This is a genomic window from Ornithinibacillus sp. FSL M8-0202 (assembly GCF_037975285.1).
GTDB classification, from domain to species: Bacteria; Bacillota; Bacilli; order Bacillales; family Amphibacillaceae; genus Ornithinibacillus; species Ornithinibacillus massiliensis.
This window is the reverse complement of record NZ_CP150248.1, coordinates 1841733-1858641: the sequence shown is the minus strand read 5'-3', so window position 1 is coordinate 1858641 and position 16909 is coordinate 1841733. Positions and strand designations below refer to the sequence as shown.

Here is a 16909-nt window from a genome sequence, read left to right as displayed (position 1 = left end):
CGAGTATTTTTAATAATAAAATTAATTTAATGCAACGCTAGTGATTCATAATATCTTCATAGTTTTGTTCACTACCATACCCTGCGTCTGCCACGATATATTTAGGTAGTTCAAAGAAGCGTTCTTCAATCGTATTCAAAAAGGGAATCAACGTACGGGTGTCGGTTGGATTTGGAAACACATCATAAGCGAGCGCATATTGGCCTTCCGTCGCAACTTGAATATTATATCCAGCCTTCAGTTGTCCGTTTCCCATATAGTCATCTTTCATCCGCATAAATGTGGCATCATGATCTGTTTTTGAGTAACTATGGCGGTCTTCAAAAATCTCCATATCCTTTTGATAATTTTGTTTACGCTCAATAAAATCTTCAAATTGCTTACGATATTGTTTTGGTGCTTTTCGCTCGGAACGAAGCTGTTTCCGCTCAACACCAACGTCACTCGCTTCAATTTCCTTGTCGTATGCTTCAATTTTTTCACTCAGTTTTTCCACAATTTCTTTCATTTCTTCAACCGAAAGCTCTTCGAAATCGTCCCGTTCTATTTCAGGAATGATTCGCTTCTCAATTAACTCATCGTACATTGGATTGGACTTTTCAATTAGTTTTTCACTATAATTTTCAACCGATTTTCGCCATACAAATGTGAATTTATTCGCATTGGCTTCAATCTTTGTGCCATCAATAAAAATAGCCTCTTCTTCAATTACTTCTTCCTTTACCAACTGAGATCGAAACTGTACAAAGCACTCACGTAATAACCCTTTCGCTAATGGGTGCACACGAAAGCGATTAATCGTTCTGTAACTTGGTTGATGCTCCTGAGATAACCACATCATTCGTACACTATCTTCTAATAAGGCTTCAATCTTCCTGCCCGAAAAGGCAGACTGCGTATAACCACAAAGGATAATTTTCAACATCATCCGCGAAGCATATGGCGGACGACCTGTATCTTTTCTAAGTGGTTCAAGAGCACTTTCTGGAATACTTTCTACTAAATCATTAATGGCAAAGGCAATGTCATTTTCTTTTAATCTAACTTCCAAATCCATAGGTAATACAACTTGTTTCATGTTATAATACGACATAAGGACACCTCCGAAAAAAGTTATTGGTCGTACTTTAATTTTATCAGATGGTGTCCTTTTTGTTTACTTTAATATCAGAAAATTGCGTGCAAAAAATAATAAGCATGGTCCTTACCGTTAAAACGTTGGTAAGGACCATGCTTATATTAATTTACTGGGGTTTTGTCCCAGCCTCTTTTTTATTATTTCTTAAGTATTTGTACTAGAGTTTTTAGGAATGTATAATGGACCCAAGATTTTAGACAGCAAGAAAGGATATGTTAAGGTAGGTTTATGAAACAAAAAAGGAAACGATATTCACCAGAATTTAAAGCACAAGTTGTATTGGAAATTCTTAAGGAAGAGAAGTCTTTAACTGAGCTGTCCTCTGAATATGGGATTCATGTTAATCAGCTGCGGAAATGGAAAACACAATTTCTAGAACAAATGCCGCAACTGTTTCAAAAGCAGAACAAGGATCAAGAAAAGATGAAAGCTGATTATGAAGAACAAATTGAAAATCTATACGCTGAAGTAGGCCGATTAACCACGCAATTGTCGTGGCTCAAAAAAAAATCTGGCATCTACCACAACTAGGCAAGAACGTGTGAATATGATCGAATGGCAAGACTCAGAATTATCCATTACAAAACAGGCAGAGCTATTAAGCCTTAACCGTTCAAGCCTTTATTATAAACCAGTCGGGCCTTCAGCAGAAGATGTAGCCATCAAGCACCGTATCGATGAAATTTATACAAAATACCCATTTTATGGGTCTCGTAGGATAACAGCACTGCTAAACCAAGAAGGAGTGAATATCAATCGCAAAAGAGTACAACGTCACATGCGAGAAATGGGGATTCAAGCTGTTTATCCGGGTCCAAATTTAAGTAAACGGAATCTACAACATCGAATTTATCCATATTTACTGAAAGGAGTGAACATTAACTATCCAAATCACGTTTGGAGCATTGACATTACCTACATTCGACTCCAACGAAGCTGGATGTACTTAGCAGCGGTTATTGACTGGTATTCCTGCTATGTCATTAGCTGGGAGCTGGATCAATCCCTAGAAATTGGATTTATCCTAGATGCCGTTCAAAGGGCCTTCTCTATAGCTAAACCCGTTATCTTTAATAGTGATCAAGGCAGCCATTTTACCAGTCCCAAATATATCAATCTACTAAACTCTAAGGAAGTTCAAATCAGCATGGACAGTAAAGGACGTGCTTTGGACAATATTATCATAGAACGTTTTTGGCGCAACATAAAGTACGAAGAAGTATATCTAAAAGATTATGAAAGTCCAAGGGAGGCTAGAATAAATATAAGAGATTACATTGATTTTTATAATTACAATCGCCCTCATCAATCGCTAGATTATAAAACACCATCATCAGTTTATTTTAATTAAACAGGTTCGTCATTGCCCTTCCCATCTTTGAGAAATTATCTTTCATGCGACAGAACCTGTCACATGAAAGGCATGGTTGACAAGATGGGAAGGAGCAAAACTCAATGCACCTTAAATTTATAAAAAAGTTGTCTTGACGATGGGGTCCACTTTAAACATCATCCAAAAACTCCATAAAACAGGATTAACCATTATCCTTGTTACTCATGATAATAGCTTAGTTAAGTATAGTAATCGGGTTTTAACCATGAAGGATGGAGTCATGAAGGAGTAGTTTGGTATGAATCAATTATTAATTAAAAATCTAATTAAATCTAAAAAGAAGAGTATTTTGTTTATTATTGCTTTCATTATCATTTTTTCTCCCAATCGCCTTATTCTCTATTAAAAATATGCATGGTAATATTCACTCCGATATTGCTGAACATTCTAGAGGAATCTATGATTTATTAGTTCGATCTCCTGATGCAATATCTGACATCGAAAAAGACCTCGGAATTGTTCCCGAAAATTACTTAGGAGGTGGGCGAGGAGGTATATCGCTTGCACAATGGAATGAAATCAAAAATAGGGAAGACATTGAGATTGCAGCTCCTGTTGCTTCTCTAGGTTATTTTACTGGAATTAATTCAACATTGGGTGTATTGCCTTCCCCTCATCAAGCGTCAGCTTATCGAGTGGAATACTCCACAACAGATGGCGTAAATGACTATTTATATAATACATATGAACAGGTATTTTTAGAATCTTCCGATAATATATTGGCGAATTTAGTAAGGCAAACAGAAATGTTTAGTTTCAGACATCCAATACATGCTTTATTTCCCCTACCTGTTACATATAACCATTTAGTAGGAATTGATGCCGAAGAAGAGGAAAAATTAACTGGTATCAGCTTTACATCGATAGTATTCGGAAAGGAACAAAAAGGATTAGCTCAAGGCTTTGGATCGGATCCAGAATTACTAGAGAAAGTTCATATTATTCCTGTTATGCAATTACAAGATAGTAATGTAGTTGTCAAAGCCAAAATAGAGGTTGGGGAATTACCGTTTACTAATGAGGATACACTTCAATTCGAGGAACAGTGGGGAGTGTCTGATATTGATGAGATTATCAGCTATATTGATGACGCTAACTATCAGCAATTTTTTAAAGAGCTAATGGAAACGCAAAAAACAAATACAATATATCATGAATTGGAGTTTACAGAATTCCTTAAACCATTCAATGCGGAAGGGAAAGGAATCGTTGTGAAGGAAGATGGAAGTCTTGTCGATATGGACGAGTATAACCAGAGTGTAAGCTATGCTAATTCCACGAATTGGAATAACATAACACGCTACTATTTGGCCGACCCTGTAAATTATAAACAAACAGATGAAGGCTTAAGAGTTGAAAAAATTGGTGAAGAAAATGGCATACCAATTTATCGTCATCTTGAAGAAAAAGGAATCAGAATTACGGAAGCTAATCAATCACAAGAATTGTTATCAGTAATGACTGATGCAGTAGGTTTTTATCATATAGACGATAAGCAGGAAAGTTTAGCAGCTAGCCCACTAGGGATTTATCAATTAGAGCCAGTAACGCATATCGATGCTTCAGGAAGGGAGATTACCCTAACACCAACTTTTACTGCAGGAAGTTATATTACTGCTCCTGCTGAAGGCGTCACGAATATAGAATCAGCTGAGTTTGTAATGGGAGATAAACCAATCGACGCAATCCGTGTCAAAGTAGCAGGGATTGATGAATAATCTCCTGCTGCAGCAAAGAAGATTGAGAGAATAGCCAATGAGCTTAGCGAAATGGGATTACATGTAGATGTAGTTGCTGGTTCCTCTTTACAACAAATCGATGTGGAAGTCGAAGGTGTTGGATTAGTACAGGAGTCATGGACGACATTAGGTGCTTCTGGTCAAATCGTCGGGCAGTGGGATATTACCAATTTATTATTAGCTTTAGTCTTCGTACTTGTTTCCATTATCTATGTAATAAATCGTATAAGGTTATGGATTGTAGAGAAAGAGGATGAGATAAATCGATTTAAAATACTTGGATGGGAGTACAAACATATTAAAAGTTTGTTTAGAAAAGAGATAATTAGTTTGCTAGTAATATCTATCCTATTCTCGTTTATAGGTGTTGCAGCCTTTATGCATGCTGAGCACCAATATGTCTTGTTGTTATTAATTCAACTATTGGTTATTATCTTAATCCTGACAATGATATTAGTGATAGTAACAAAGCAATTTAACAGTGTTCTTGAGGAAAAAGACAAAAAAAGAAATCAAAAAGTAACAGTTACTAACTCTTTAGTGCTGAGAAATGTGTTGTATTATAGAAAGAGTATTGTTGCAACATTCTTTCAAATTATATTAGTAAGCTCACTAGCGTCATTCGTATATCTATCATTAACAGAATCAGTAGTGCAAACTAATCTTACTTTACTCGGACAGTATATTAATGCTGAAGTAAATGACTGGAACAAGCTTCTTATCTTCTGTACATACTTGTTAACAATTATTACATTCGTTGAAAATATTAGTGCAATGCTTCAAAACCGGAAAGAGGAAATAAACAATTATAAAATCTTAGGCTGGAAACTAAAGAGTATTAACGTGTTATATATCAAAGAAGTGTCCCTGTGGACAGGGATTGCCTTAGTGGCTGGTAGTATGATAAGCTTTTTACTTTTCTTTAGTTTTTATCCAGTAAGTGTAAAAAATATAACATTCATTATCTTAACAGGATTCTGTTTATATATACTTATATTGACCGTAACCTATAGCTTATTAAGGGGAAATTTAAGACAATCATTTATTTAAAATTTAAATATCAAAAGAAGAGATCAGAGGTCTAGCTATATAGTATTCAAGAGGGTAAAATGAGTGGCGTAATTACATTCGTTGTGCCAAATAAAGTAGATAGTTTTGATTTACGCTTGAAATCTAAATTTCTCGGAACTGGAATTCTAGTAAGGTTTGATTAAGCAGAGATGGTTACCTTAAAGTAGGTGACCATCTACTTTTTGTTTCAAGACAATATTATATTAGTGAGATTAAAAATTCTATTCTAAGAAATGGGGGGAAATTAGTGGACTTTTACTTACTTACACAGTCAAAAGTCCACCAAAGAAAAACTTATTCCCCTTTTTATATCAAGTATTTACAACAGTACAGAGTTAAATAAATCGGTTCCTTAAACCGTGTGTCGCAAGTTCGAAACCTGCTGTAACAACCCTTTATTTTCTACAAGTGAGTCATTAAATTCCTCTACTAGACGAGCAGTATCTGCAACTTTAATATTTCCTATAGCTGGTTTTACGTGATTGTTGCCCTCATCATGTAATTATGTTGAATAGCTTACACGCTTTTCTTTGAATTTTTGCCAATCGTCTAAATACTCTTCCCACTTATGCGAATATATCCTATTCTCTAGTTGCTCCGGTGTGCTAATTGATAAAACTGCATACAAATTCTTAATGTAATTTGCTGTGTGTGTGTATACATATTACTCCCTAAGTGGAATGTACGTTCGGTTTTAAGCTGTAAAAAGAGGAAGCACCAAAAATGCTTCCCTAATCGTTTATTATTCGCTTGCTTCTGTTGTCTCCACGACTTTTTCAAATAGAACCTCGTCAGTGAAGCTAAAATTTGTTAGTTTAACTGGTTCACCTGGATATAAAATTTCAAATCCTATAACAGCGTCAACAGTTGCCCCAGGTTTAACATCTGTATTTCCCATTTTTACTAATTCAGGTTTATAGTCTTCTGGGAATTGTCCGTTTGCTCCTGTTAAAGTCTCCACAGTTGTATCCGTTTCTTGTTTTGCATCAATACCTATTGACATCCATGGACTAGTAGCTTCCTCTGAATTGTTAGTAAATGACATTTCTATTGCTAAAATTTGAGTATCATTGTATTTACCAGTTATTTGTTCGATTGATTTAATTTCGTACACATAATCACCGTTATCAAATCCTGTATCACTGACTTCACTACCATTATCTTCGTCTTTATTATCGTTATTTGTTTCTTGAGTTTTGTTTTCTGATGATTTGCCCCCGTTATCACCTGAATCATTAGAATCGTTACCACATGCGGCTAGCAACAACACTAACCCTACTAATATAAATAGAATTTTCTTCATAAACCTTGTCCCCTTTTTTATGAATATATTTATATCAACTATGTAATACATAGTTGATAACAGCCATATGATAATATGATCCTTTTTTGACTTCTCTTTTAAATTTAGGCTATGTTAAAGTTTATTGTTGATAAATAGGAAAAAAATTAGAACTTCCGTTTTTTTGGAAGTTCTATTAGTAATAACGTTTTCTTCAACTAACGCACCCGTTAATTTAATAATAGTTAATGAACTAATTTCTAACAATAGGCGTTACAATTATGGTTGAAAAATGTCATCAACTGTTGTATTTAAAGTGTATGCTATTTTAAATGCAAGTTTCAAAGTAGGATCATATCGATCATTTTCGATAGCATTAATTGTTTGTCTTGATACGTTACATTTTTTTGCTAGTACATCTTGTGTTAATCCTTTATTTTTTCTAAGTTCTAAAATTTTATTTTTCATTAGTGCTCAACCGTCTATTATAAATCCAATAGTAAACAAAATAGCTACCAACTAAAAGAAGCAAATAAAACAACTCTGGATATTCTAGCTTTGGTGCTACTTGATTTATATTGAAAAAATCAAATAGGAAGTTAATGAATAAAAACATTAGTAGCAATACCCAACTACTTACAATTGCTTTTTGTTTTATTAACTGTGAACGTTCATCATCTTTTGTTTCTACACCGCCATACTCTTTATTACCAGTAGTCCAGCCAATTATAAAGAACATAATTAAACCTACTAAAAGTGGAACAATAGCTCCGATTAACAATTAAATCACCTCACAAAAATATCAAAACCTCTTTACATTATAATTTAACATAATTGATTTGGTAATGTCAAAAGGTCTTTACATTGTCTTGGTGGATTAATCAACTCTTCTGCCCCGTTAGTTGAACAAGCATCAGTGCTTATACAGCAAATTTATTTAACCTAAGTGTATCATAAGTTTCTGAATTCTGTACTAAATTCCCTTTAATAATCAAGTCATTCATTGTTACTTCATTTCTTTGGTGATGGATACTTTCCAAGACCTGAAACCAAGTAAGGTAATTGTTTAAATACTTGGTCGCAACACCATTAAATCGTTGCATCCAACCTTTTAGTCTTCTATGATAATTATTCACGTTCTGGATGTGATAAAGCCCCTTTGTACGAATCTTACCATCGGACTTGAATTGGTAAATATCCATTCCCTTTTCAGCAGCATATGTTTTAAATGCACGCCAAGAATCCGTGCATAGTATATTTTCATTTGAAATTCTATGCCCGATGGCTTTGTCTAATTGGTCTTTGGTTAACCTACCCATACCTAATATCTGCGAAAAGGTGGTTTTATCACGGTCTCTTGCAACCAACACGCAAACTTGTTCATTGCTTATACCACGTTTCTTCGCAGAACCACCACGCTTACGTGGTTTTCTACCTTTAATTTTTCTTTGTCCTTTTTCTGAGTACAAGAAATAGGTCTCGTCTATCTCTACGATACCTCCAAAATTAGGGATTTCAATTTGATTTAACGATGATAATAGTTTGTGTCTCCAATAAAATAGAGTGACGTGAGTGATGTTACCTATTAAGTCAGCAGACTTTCGTAGAGAATAACCTTCAATCATACACTCAACAAATTTAATCCACTGGTTAAGGTGACGAGTTCGATAAAGAACTGTATTTGTGAGGTCAGTAAAGGTCTTTTTACAAGCCTTACAGCGATAACGTTGCTTTTTAACCTCTTCGCCATCAACGATGGTTGTATATTTGCCAAATCGAACAATGTGTACCGATTCGCAATCTGGACATTCATACCCATTCTTATTTTTACGTTCAGATATTTCGTGAAGAACGGTTCCAGTCGAACTTGATGCTGTGAGTGCATCAATTAAATATTCACGCAATCTGTGCTTCTCTGCTGAATTTAATTTTTGAATGGCTTTAAGGATTTCAGTAGCTCTCACAATCATCACCAACCCTATTGTAGTTAGTTTAATTATAGAACATTCGTTCCTTAAAATCAAATATCAACAGCTAACTTTAACAGAGCCTAAATTTAATAGAATCAAAACCAACAATTACTCAAGTATACCATTAATACCATTATTTACAAAATATAATGGTAAATTAGAACTATATACGAAATAAGTGAACATTTACGGAAAGTCGCTGAATTTTGAAGGGGATATCCCCTTCATCTCACTAATTGATATAAAATTCTATCAAATTAGTGCTAAACACTTTAAAAAATTCACAAAATGTTCTAAAATACTAATAAACATTTTAAATATTTCATAATTTAAGAAATGTAATCGGTTGCAAATTTTGTAGATGAGGTGATAAAGGATGGATATGCAACGTGTACCGGCAAGAGAAGGAAATTATAATCTAAAGAACTATGATGAATTAAGATCCACCTTCAAATGGGAGGATGTGCATAAGCGCTTTTCTTGGAATGAAACAGGAAAAGTGAATATTGCATATGAAGCAATTGATCGCCATGCGGAAAACCCAGAGAAAAAAGATAAAGTTGCCCTTTTATACTCAGCGCCTGGAAGAGAGGAATCCTTAACCTTTTCCGATATTAGTAAGCAAAGTAATCAATTTGCTAATGTCCTTAAGAAATACGATGTTCAAAAAGGGGATCGGGTATTTTTGTTCATGCCAAGAAGCCCAGAATTCTATGTAAGCTTCTTCGGAATTTTAAAAACTGGTGCAATCGCAGGTCCATTATTTGAAGCCTTTATGGAACAGGCGGTTCGCGATCGTCTTCAAGATAGTGAGGCAAGAGTACTGATTACGACACCTGATTTATTAGAACGTGTACCACAAGAGGATTTACCAGACTTAGAGAAAATCATCTTAGTTGGTAATCGCAGTGAGCCATCTGATAAATATATCGATTTTTATGAGGAAATAGAAGCAGCAAGTGAAAGCTTTGATATTGAATGGGTAGATTTAGAGGATGGAATGTTAATTCACTATACCTCTGGATCTACTGGTAAGCCAAAAGGGGTTTACCATGTGCATAATGCAATGATTCAGCACTATGTAACTGGTCACTGGGTACTTGATTTGAAGGATGATGATGTGTACTGGTGTACAGCTGATCCTGGTTGGGTGACAGGTACGAGTTATGGCGTATTTGCACCATGGCTAAATGGGGTTACCAATGTTATTCGTGGGGGCCGCTTTACACCAGAGGATTGGTATTCAACACTAGAGAAACACAACGTAACCGTTTGGTATACGGCACCTACTGCATTACGTATGCTCGTGAGTGCTGGTGAAGACCTAGTGAAAAAACATGATTTCTCTTCATTGCGCCATATCTTGAGTGTTGGGGAACCATTGAACCCAGAAGTAGTGACATGGGGATTGAAAGCATTTGATTTACGTATTCATGATACATGGTGGATGACGGAGACAGGTGCACAGCTAATTGTGAATCTACCTTCTGAGGAGATTCGCCCAGGTTCGATGGGGAAACCAATCCCAGGTATTGAAGCATCGATTGTCGATAATGAAGGGAATGAAATCCCTCCGAATCAAATGGGTAATTTAGCCATTAAAGCAGGATGGCCTTCCATGATGCGTGCGATTTGGAATAATCCTAGTAAATATGATAGCTACTTTATCAATGGCTGGTATGTATCAGGAGATAGTGCTTACCGTGATGAAGATGGTTACTTCTGGTTCCAAGGTCGCTTAGATGATGTGATTAATACATCTGGTGAGCGTGTAGGTCCGTTTGAAGTAGAAAGTAAGCTAATTGAACACCCAGCAGTAGCCGAAGCTGGTGTTATCGGTAAACCAGATCCGCAGCGTGGGGAAATTATTAAAGCATTCGTCACACTAAATCCTGGGTATCAGGAATCGGATGAATTATTAGAGGATATTCGCCAATTTGTGAAAACGGGATTAAGTGCACATGCTGCACCTCGTGAGATTGAAGTACGTGATTCAATTCCAAAGACACGAAGCGGTAAAATCATGCGTCGTCTGCTTAAATCTTGGGAACTAGGGCTACCAACTGGTGACACATCTACATTAGAATCTTAACAAAAAACCCTCCAGCAAAAAGTGAGCTGGAGGGTTTTTTTATTTGCTACGGTTTACCATTCTACCGTTTATTTTCCCATGGATACGTGTTTGGTTAGGACTACTATAGGTAGAAAACGGACCTTCGATTACCAGGACTCGATTAGATGCCAACCATGAACAACAACTACGCTTCATCATCCTTCGCAATTGTAAAATTATCCTGCAGCAACAGCCAGTTCTGTGGGAATGCAAGACCTAACTTCCAATAGCTAATCCCACGTAGATTAAGCTCCTTAATCAAATCAAATTTTGCTTGAATGGACCGTGCATCCTCAAACCATACCTCATGTTCATTACCTTCCTCATCCCAATAGTTGAAATGGGGTGCTTGTGCCGTAGTGTCATACTCAATGGAAGCATTATACTGCCGAGCTAAGGCAATCGCTTGCTGTGGACTTACCGCACGAGCATATTCTCCTCCTGGTTCGTATGATAATGTCCAATCGTATCCATATAAGTTTTGACCAAGTAATATTTTATTCGATGGCATTTCCGTTAATGCATATTCCACTACTCTACGCACTTGATCTAGCGGAGATACTGCCATTGGAGGTCCACCACTATATCCCCATTCATAGGTCATGAGCACCACAAAGTCTGCAACTGCCCCGTGTGCCGCATAATCATGAGCCTCATACCATGCCCCTTCCTGTGTCGCGCTAGTTTTTGGAGCTAGAGCAGTAGACATGAGTAGCCCTTCCTGGGAAAGACGTTCCTTTGCGGTTGCTAAAAAAGTATTGTAGGCTTCACGATCTTCCGGTGGTAAAAATTCAAAATCAAAATGCACATCTGAAAACCCAACTTGACGGGCGGTATTGACAATATTGTCTAACAACGTATTTTGTGCGGCTTGAACGGTGACAATAATATGCCCAAGTTCCGCACTAAAGGCTCCTTCTTCCAGATTGGTAACCACCATCATTAAGCTAGCGTTATTGGCATCGGCAATTTGTTTGAAATCATTCAGTGGCGGGGCATTTAAACTGCCATCTCGATTGACTTGATAGCTAAATGGTGCCAAGTAGGATAAATATGGGGCGTTTTTTCTTGCGGCGTTTTCTAATGCTTCTGATACAGTTCCACCTAGTGGCTCAATATAAGCATTGGAAATGATTTCAGGTCTCGGTCCTTGGGGAATATATAATCGTAATCCTACTGGTAAAATTCCATTAACGGAAATATTATTGACACGAGCAAGCTCCTGATAGCTCAGCCCAAACCGCTGTGCGATGGTATAGAGGCTATCTCCAGGTTGCACGAAATAGAACTGTCCGGTAATTGGAATGACTAAAGCTTGCCCAACAACTAACTGATTTGGGGTATCTAATTCATTTGCGTTAACGAGTGCATCGATTGTTGTGCCGTATGTACTAGCAATGGTATATAAGGAATCTCCTTGTGAGACAACATGGATTTGCATAATCTCCCTCCTTAAAGTCATTCAAATAAAAACTTGAATAGGATCTATATTCAACTTTATGAAGGGAGCATGTACGTTATGCTTTTAGACAGGGTCAATATTAGCCTTCATGACCGTATTCATTAGATACAATGCATACTCATTGCCTTCTTTCTGTTCCGACGCTATACAATTTTTCGGAATATGCATGGGAAATTGATACATATAAGCATCCTTAGCTGAAAATAGTACACATATATCTCCAGCAATACCGGCCATGATGATATGTGTCTTACCTAATTCGCGGAGGAGAGACAATAATGGCGTTTGAAAAAAGGCAGAATGCTGTGGTTTAATGAGAAAGTAATCACTCGGTTTTGGTTTTACTTTTAAGATAATAGGTTGATTGGCATCATTCGTACAATGCTGAATAATGATATCTGGATTGGATTGCCATAACCGATAATGATCATTTACATAAATAATAGGAAGGTTATGTTCTTCTGCAAATTGTCTGAGTTTCAATAGATTAGGTACAATTTCTTCCATGTTGCTACGTAGTTTTTCACCACCATGAAAGTTAAAATCATTGATTAAATCGATAAATAGTACAGCAGTATTCGCTAGTTGGTTATGCAAACAATAGAACACCTCCTAATAATCTTGAGTTGTTATTATGGTAAAAATAAAGATAGATTATACAGATGTCGATAGAGAGCGGTGATAAGCATGAAGGATGCGTATTATATGCAACTGGCGATAAACGAAGCGGAAAAGGCTAGAGAGAAAAATGAGGTACCGATAGGAGCAATTATTGTGTATCAGGATGAGGTCATTGCATCGGGGTACAATGTACGAGAACAGTCCCAGGAGACACTATCTCACGCAGAGTTGATTGCCATACAAGAAGCCAATAAAAAAATCGGAAGCTGGCGTTTGGAGGATTGCACATTGTATGTGACATTAGAACCTTGTCCAATGTGTGCAGGGGCTATTGTTCAATCTAGAATCAAACGGGTAGTTTACGGTGCTAAAGATCCCAAGGCAGGATGTGCTGGTAGCCTGATGAATTTACTAGATGATAATCGGTTTAATCATCAGGTGGAGGTTTGTTCTGGTATTCTGCAAGAGGAATGTGGTCAATTACTGACTAGCTTTTTTAAAACCTTACGAGAGCGGAAAAAACAATAAGCTGGAAAATATTCTTATAGGGCAGTCCATTGATTTTTTTGGTTAACATGTTATAATGGATATTACCGTGCTAGGCGGGGAGGTAGCGGTGCCCTGTAACTCGCAATCCGCTGTAGCGAGGCTGAATTCCCATCACGAGGTGAGTGACCATGTGGTCTGCCTTAAGGGATTGGTGTTGACGTTTAGGTCCTGCGCAACAGGAACCCATGAACCCTGTCAGGTCCGGAAGGAAGCAGCAGTAAGTGGTTACTCCTGTGTGCCGTGGGGTTACCTAAACTGAGCCATGAACTTGAGTAACGCATGGGGTCGCTTCATCGACGTTGGGTGCACGGCATACATAATGAGTTTAAAGCCTCTTGTCTTGTACAAGGGGCTTTGTCGTACCTCATTTTACAATCCTCAAGTAAAATACTTCCAATTACTTAAGTACTAGATTTCTTTTTCATTATCATTCACATTCCAACTTAAAATCGGTATAATTAGGTAGAAATCATAGAGGGGAATCAATTATGAGCTATCAAGCATTGTATCGCGTATGGCGCCCAAGGACTTTTGGAGACGTTGTAGGCCAAACCCACATAACTAGAACATTGCAAAATGCAATTGAGCAACAGAAGTTTTCACATGCTTATTTATTTACAGGCCCTCGTGGAACTGGTAAGACTAGTGCAGCTAAGATTTTTGCCAAAACCATTAACTGTGAAAAAGCCCCAGTAAAAGAGCCTTGTAATGAATGTGCAGCGTGCCGTGGCATTCAGGACGGTTCTATTTCTGATGTCATTGAAATCGATGCTGCTTCTAATACAAGTGTAGATGATATTAGGGAAATACGTGATAACGTGAAATATGCTTCTAGTGTTGTCCCATATAAAGTGTATATCATTGATGAGGTACACATGATTTCTGTTAATGCATTTAATGCATTACTGAAAACCTTAGAGGAACCACCAAAGCATGTCGTATTTATACTAGCAACCACAGAGCCGCATAAAATACCACTGACGATTATTTCAAGATGTCAGCGTTTTGACTTCAAGCCGATTTCCAACCAAGCTATTGTGGAGCGGATGCAAACGATTATAGATGCAGAAGATGTCAAGGTGACAAAGGAAGCATTGGATGCTGTCGCTCTAGCTGCTGAAGGCGGAATGCGTGATGCGTTAAGTATACTTGACCAAGCGATTTCCTATAGTGATGAACAGGTCGAATTAGAGGACGTACTAGCAGTTACCGGTGGTGTTTCACAAAAAATTCTAACCGATATCGTAGCGGCAATGCATGAGAAAAATGTACAATTAGCATTGAAAATGTTAGATCAGCTTATTCAAAATGGAAAAGACCCGGCTCGATTTGTCTATGATATCATTTATTTCTTACGGGACCTACTACTGTACAAAAGTGCCCCGTCGCTTGAAGGGATACTAGAAAGAGCTATTATCGATGACGACTTTAAGCAGTTATCAGAACGTGTACCAGAGCCTTGGATTCAGCATGCTATTATGCAATTAAATCAAACCCAGCAAGAAATGAAATGGTCTAATAATCCGAAAGTATTTATTGAGATTGCCATTATTACCATTTCTAATCGTTATCAGGATAAACTAGAGTCAACGGATTCTGTTTCCTCTGAAGCGGTTATGCAATTAACACAAAAGCTCGCTAATCTGGAAAAAGAAATCACCAACTTGAAGCAAGCACCACCACAAGTAAATACAGGAACAAAAGCTCAGCAGCCTGAAAGACGAAGAACACAAACAGGTAAATCTAAGAATAGCTATAAGATTCCATATGAGCGAATTCGTAATGTCCTGAAGGAAGCAGAAAAGCCGGCACTAAAGGAAGTTCAGTCTGTGTGGGCAAACTTCTTAAGTAAATTAAAAACAACTAGTGCACCAGCACATGCGACCATTCAGGATTCAAAACCCGCAGCAGCATCCGAGACATCTCTTGTTGTTGCATTTAAATACGAAATACACTGTTCATTATTTTTAGATAACCGTGAGCTAGTTGAATCTGTACTAACAAGTGTATTAAATAAACAACTAACCATTATTCCAATCCCGAATAATGCATGGCAAGAATTACGAAGTGAATATATTAATAATCAAGAACCATCTAACCCAGAACAAACGAACACCGACCCAATCGTCGATGAAGCAAGAAAGCTATTTGGGGATGACTTGATTGAGATACATGATTGAACATGAGGCTTTTTTAGATTAGATTGTTGCGTAGGTTGATTAACGACAACGATCAGGCCAAGAGCTGAAAATTAAACTATCAAAGGAGGCGTTTTCCATGAAAGGTATGGGAAATATGGGCAATATGATGAAACAAATGCAAAAAATGCAAAAGAAAATGATGCAGGCACAGGAAGAATTATTCGAAATGGAATTTGAAGCATCAGCAGGCGGTGGCATGGTTACCGTTAAAGCAAACGGAAAAAAAGAAATTATCGATGTTCAAATTAAAGAAGAAGTAGTAGATCCAGACGACATCGAAATGCTACAAGACTTAATTCTTGCAGCAACAAATGATGTGATTAAACAAGTGGATGACAAAACAAATGAAACCATGGGACAATTTACCAAAGGATTAAACATGCCAGGCATGTTCTAATTCTAGGAGGAAACTTCATGTATTATCCAGAACCAATTTCAAAGCTGATTGACAGCTTTACAAAATTGCCAGGTATTGGGCCGAAGACGGCTGTTCGTCTGGCTTTTTTTGTATTAAACATGAAAGATGATGATGTACTAGAGTTTGCTAATTCACTCGTCAATGCTAAGCGCGAACTAACACATTGCTCCATCTGTGGTCATATCACGGATCAAGATCCATGTGCTATATGTTCGGACACAACCCGGGATAATTCGGTTATTTGTGTGGTTCAGGATCCAAAGGACGTAATAGCAATGGAAAAGATGAAGGAATTCCATGGGAAATATCATGTCCTTCACGGTGCCATTTCACCAATGGATGGAATTGGTCCTGAAGACATAAATGTTCCAGATTTGTTAAATCGTTTAAAGGATGAACAAGTGAATGAAATTATTTTGGCAACCAATCCTAATATCGAGGGAGAAGCCACTGCAATGTACATTTCGCGTTTAGTAAAACCTTCTGGAATCCGTACAACAAGAATTGCACACGGATTACCGGTTGGCGGCGATTTAGAATATGCAGATGAAGTCACATTATCAAAAGCTTTAGAGGGTAGGAGAGAACTGTAAAGTTAGGTGACACTTGTGGGAAAAAAGAGAAAGCAAAAGCAAAAGCGAGAGGTCGATGAGCTTTTATTGGATGCTATTTTCTCCGTCGAAAAGGAATGGAAACAAATAAAATCTCTTATTGATCGTTCCATAGAGCCGACATTCGAGGGAAATAGCACAGAAAAGCTAGCTCGGTCGAAGTATTTATTTTTATTAAAAGAGGCAAAGCACCGAAATATTAGTGCGATACGATATAGTAAATGAGATATAGTAGTAACGAAAACAGAGCGCTTAGAAAATTTGAGCGCTCTGTTTGCATGTTGTCTGTACGACTAGATGTCGTTCGAATAGCTTATTTTTAGTTGGCTTAAATGAAATAC

The 16909-nt window shown here is 37.2% G+C and carries 15 protein-coding genes, 1 other RNA gene and 1 pseudogene; 10 read left to right on the top strand and 7 right to left on the bottom strand.

Annotation, left to right across the window (positions count from 1 at the left end; translation table 11 throughout):
- Positions 1-43: 43 nt before the first annotated feature.
- A pseudogene (locus MKY78_RS09720) lies at positions 44-1093 on the bottom strand (transposase); the annotation flags it as partial.
- A gap of 273 nt (positions 1094-1366) precedes the next feature.
- On the opposite strand from MKY78_RS09720, the gene MKY78_RS09715 reads away from it, so the two are divergent.
- The 3 genes from MKY78_RS09715 to MKY78_RS09705 all read left to right on the top strand — a co-directional run bounded on the left by MKY78_RS09715 (position 1367) and on the right by MKY78_RS09705 (position 5320).
- A protein-coding gene (locus MKY78_RS09715; protein WP_339217608.1) for an IS3 family transposase occupies positions 1367-2489 on the top strand; the annotation gives its coding sequence in 2 pieces (ribosomal slippage) (positions 1367-1639 and positions 1641-2489; 1122 coding nt in all).
- Between the two features lie 341 nt (positions 2490-2830).
- Positions 2831-4249 carry a hypothetical protein gene (locus MKY78_RS09710; RefSeq protein WP_339217607.1) on the top strand — a complete coding sequence of 473 codons (1419 nt, stop codon included), beginning with the start codon at positions 2831-2833 and terminating at the stop codon, positions 4247-4249.
- Positions 4250-4300: 51 nt separating this feature from the next.
- A complete protein-coding gene (locus MKY78_RS09705; protein WP_339217605.1) occupies positions 4301-5320 on the top strand; it encodes an FtsX-like permease family protein in 1020 nt (339 codons plus the stop codon).
- A 763-nt stretch (positions 5321-6083) separates the two neighbouring features.
- On the opposite strand, the gene MKY78_RS09700 is transcribed toward MKY78_RS09705, so the two are convergent.
- The 4 genes from MKY78_RS09700 to MKY78_RS09685 form a co-directional block, all read right to left on the bottom strand.
- Complete coding sequence (locus MKY78_RS09700) at positions 6084-6644, bottom strand: DUF5067 domain-containing protein (RefSeq protein WP_339217603.1); 561 nt, start codon at positions 6642-6644, stop codon at positions 6084-6086.
- Positions 6645-6902: 258 nt separating this feature from the next.
- Positions 6903-7091: a helix-turn-helix transcriptional regulator gene (locus MKY78_RS09695; RefSeq protein WP_339217601.1), complete on the bottom strand. Its 189-nt coding sequence runs from the start codon at positions 7089-7091 to the stop codon at positions 6903-6905.
- Positions 7081-7362, bottom strand: a complete 282-nt coding sequence (locus MKY78_RS09690) for a hypothetical protein (RefSeq protein WP_339217600.1) — start codon at positions 7360-7362, stop codon at positions 7081-7083. Before MKY78_RS09690 ends, MKY78_RS09695 begins: the two co-directional genes overlap by 11 nt.
- Before the next feature lie 181 nt (positions 7363-7543).
- Positions 7544-8587 (bottom strand): IS1595 family transposase, encoded by a 1044-nt coding sequence (locus tag MKY78_RS09685; RefSeq protein ID WP_339217872.1) that lies wholly within the window; start codon positions 8585-8587, stop codon positions 7544-7546.
- Between the two features lie 382 nt (positions 8588-8969).
- On the opposite strand from MKY78_RS09685, the gene acsA reads away from it, so the two are divergent.
- On the top strand, positions 8970-10685 hold the full coding sequence (gene acsA, locus MKY78_RS09680; RefSeq protein WP_339217599.1) for an acetate--CoA ligase: 1716 nt from the start codon (positions 8970-8972) through the stop codon (positions 10683-10685).
- Between the two features lie 166 nt (positions 10686-10851).
- Here the strand turns inward: acsA and MKY78_RS09675 are convergent, their stop codons facing one another.
- Positions 10852-12147 (bottom strand): glycoside hydrolase family 18 protein, encoded by a 1296-nt coding sequence (locus MKY78_RS09675; protein ID WP_339217598.1) that lies wholly within the window; start codon positions 12145-12147, stop codon positions 10852-10854.
- 84 nt (positions 12148-12231) lie between these two features.
- Entirely contained in the window at positions 12232-12765 is a 534-nt protein-coding gene (locus MKY78_RS09670) for an isochorismatase family cysteine hydrolase (RefSeq protein ID WP_339217596.1), read from the bottom strand.
- Between the two features lie 90 nt (positions 12766-12855).
- On the opposite strand from MKY78_RS09670, the gene tadA reads away from it, so the two are divergent.
- From tadA to MKY78_RS09640, 6 genes are all read left to right on the top strand, one after another.
- The gene (tadA, locus tag MKY78_RS09665) at positions 12856-13317 is read left to right on the top strand and encodes a tRNA adenosine(34) deaminase TadA (protein WP_339217595.1); all 462 of its coding nucleotides are present in this window, start codon (positions 12856-12858) and stop codon (positions 13315-13317) included.
- A 65-nt stretch (positions 13318-13382) separates the two neighbouring features.
- An RNA gene (gene ffs, locus MKY78_RS09660) (signal recognition particle sRNA large type) lies at positions 13383-13649 on the top strand.
- 177 nt (positions 13650-13826) lie between these two features.
- The gene (gene dnaX, locus MKY78_RS09655) at positions 13827-15518 is read left to right on the top strand and encodes a DNA polymerase III subunit gamma/tau (RefSeq protein ID WP_339217593.1); all 1692 of its coding nucleotides are present in this window, start codon (positions 13827-13829) and stop codon (positions 15516-15518) included.
- Positions 15519-15615: 97 nt separating this feature from the next.
- On the top strand, positions 15616-15936 hold the full coding sequence (locus MKY78_RS09650) for a YbaB/EbfC family nucleoid-associated protein (RefSeq protein ID WP_186871084.1): 321 nt from the start codon (positions 15616-15618) through the stop codon (positions 15934-15936).
- A 17-nt stretch (positions 15937-15953) separates the two neighbouring features.
- Positions 15954-16550: a recombination mediator RecR gene (recR, locus tag MKY78_RS09645; RefSeq protein WP_186871085.1), complete on the top strand. Its 597-nt coding sequence runs from the start codon at positions 15954-15956 to the stop codon at positions 16548-16550.
- Positions 16551-16565: 15 nt separating this feature from the next.
- Positions 16566-16793 (top strand): YaaL family protein, encoded by a 228-nt coding sequence (locus tag MKY78_RS09640; protein ID WP_211740786.1) that lies wholly within the window; start codon positions 16566-16568, stop codon positions 16791-16793.
- Positions 16794-16909 lie beyond the last annotated feature (116 nt).

Excerpts from the sequence above, each read along its gene's own strand:
- MKY78_RS09705 (WP_339217605.1), top strand. The coding sequence starts at position 4,301 with ATGGGATTACATGTAGATGTAGTTGCTGGTTCCTCTTTACAACAAATC.
- MKY78_RS09700 (WP_339217603.1), bottom strand. The coding sequence starts at position 6,644 with ATGAAGAAAATTCTATTTATATTAGTAGGGTTAGTGTTGTTGCTAGCC.
- MKY78_RS09695 (WP_339217601.1), bottom strand. The coding sequence starts at position 7,091 with ATGAAAAATAAAATTTTAGAACTTAGAAAAAATAAAGGATTAACACAA.
- MKY78_RS09690 (WP_339217600.1), bottom strand. The coding sequence starts at position 7,362 with ATGTTCTTTATAATTGGCTGGACTACTGGTAATAAAGAGTATGGCGGT.
- acsA (WP_339217599.1), top strand. The coding sequence starts at position 8,970 with ATGGATATGCAACGTGTACCGGCAAGAGAAGGAAATTATAATCTAAAG.
- MKY78_RS09675 (WP_339217598.1), bottom strand. The coding sequence starts at position 12,147 with ATGCAAATCCATGTTGTCTCACAAGGAGATTCCTTATATACCATTGCT.
- tadA (WP_339217595.1), top strand. The coding sequence starts at position 12,856 with ATGAAGGATGCGTATTATATGCAACTGGCGATAAACGAAGCGGAAAAG.
- dnaX (WP_339217593.1), top strand. The coding sequence starts at position 13,827 with ATGAGCTATCAAGCATTGTATCGCGTATGGCGCCCAAGGACTTTTGGA.
- MKY78_RS09650 (WP_186871084.1), top strand. The coding sequence starts at position 15,616 with ATGAAAGGTATGGGAAATATGGGCAATATGATGAAACAAATGCAAAAA.
- recR (WP_186871085.1), top strand. The coding sequence starts at position 15,954 with ATGTATTATCCAGAACCAATTTCAAAGCTGATTGACAGCTTTACAAAA.